This is a genomic window from Janthinobacterium sp. BJB304 (genome assembly GCF_002735765.1).
In the GTDB taxonomy this organism is placed as follows: domain Bacteria; phylum Pseudomonadota; class Gammaproteobacteria; order Burkholderiales; family Burkholderiaceae_D; genus Janthinobacterium.
The window spans coordinates 1-1,366 of sequence record NZ_PDZN01000051.1 but is presented as its reverse complement, the minus strand read 5'-3'; the positions used below and the strand labels follow the sequence as shown (position 1 = coordinate 1,366).

General features: G+C 61.5%; 1 protein-coding gene. It reads right to left on the bottom strand.

Annotated features, from left to right (window positions below):
- Positions 1-37 precede the first annotated feature (37 nt).
- Positions 38-1,296, bottom strand: a protein-coding gene (locus tag CSQ95_RS28880) for an IS3 family transposase (RefSeq protein ID WP_373633258.1) whose coding sequence is annotated in 2 segments (ribosomal slippage) — positions 38-948 and positions 948-1,296 — 1,260 coding nt in all. Because the reading frame shifts where the segments join, the coding sequence is not laid out codon by codon here.
- Between the last annotated feature and the right edge of the window lie 70 nt (positions 1,297-1,366).

Sequence of the window (1,366 nt, the reverse complement as noted above, 5' to 3'; positions counted from 1 at the left end):
TGATCTTGCCCCCGTATAACCAGACACAGCCAATCGTTTAGTTAGCGCCGCTTTCCTGAGCCCGGCGCGCCAGCTCCCTCCTGTACATGCGAGGTGATTTCAAATTCAACGACGAGTGAGGATGCACCTCGTTGAAATGCGTAAAAGCGTCTGGCAACTGGGCGAGCACGACTTCTGCCGTGCTGCGATCCATCAGGCTGACGTAGTCCCGTTTAAACGTGTTCACGAAGCTCTCGGCCATGCCGTTCGACTGCGGGCTGCATACCGGTGTATGCACCGGTTCAATCCCAAGTGCGCGCACCAGCGCGTGCGTTTCATGGGCCCGGTAGGCGCCGCCGTTGTCGCTCAAGAATTCCAGCCTGGTCGAGCCGACGCTGGCCTGGCCGAATCTTGTCTCGACCGCTTCCACCAGCATGTCGCGCACGGGTTCGCCTGGCAGGCCACGTTCGGCCCACGCACGCCAGGCAATGATTTCTCGGTCACAGCAATCCTTCATGAACACACCGGTCACCACTTCGCCGTTGTCGCAGGCGATCTCGAAGCCGTCCGAGCACCAGCGCTGATTGGGTTCGTCCACCGCCACCACGCCATTGTGCACGCGGCTGCTCACTGGGCGTTTGGGCGCCTTGGGTAGCAGCAGACTGTTCGCTTTCATCACGCGATAAAACCGCTTGTGATTGATTGCTGGCAGGCCCATCAAGGCGCGCGTGCGGTTGACCAGAGCGCCAGCCCGGCGGTAGCCATAGGTCGGCAGCGCCGTAATCTCGGCGCGCACAGCGTCGACCAGGATGGCGTCGGCAGGCTGGTGGAACGTCTGAGTGGTGCGCCCGTCGATCCAGTCCGCGGGGCGAACCAGCAGCTGGGCTACGTGTGAGCGCGCTACGCCAAGGGCAGAGCAGACCGGCTTCACTGGCCGTCCTTGCCCGACAAGGGCGAGCGCGCAATCCACTTTTTTTCGCGAGCGAACTCGACGGCCTCCTTCAGGATTTCCGCCTCCATCGTCTTCTTGCCGAGCATGCGCTGCAACTGGGCTATCTGCGCGCGCGCAGCGGCCAGTTCGCTCGCCGGTACCACCGATTCGCCAGCAGTGACCGCCGTTAGCGCGCCTTCCCGTTCGAGCTTGCGCCAGTTGAACAACTGGCTTGCACCGACGCCGTGCTTGCGTGCGACCAGCGATACGTTCATGCCTGGCTCGTAAGTCTCGCGCACCAGCGCCGCTTTTTCCTCGGCAGACCAGCGCCTGCGGCGCTCCTGGCTCACCGTCACCACCTCGATTGTTTGCTTGTTCCTAGTCATATGCACAGTCCTATTCCTATCCGTAAGAATAACGCATAGGCTGTGTCTGGTGAATCAAGGGGCTATTTCA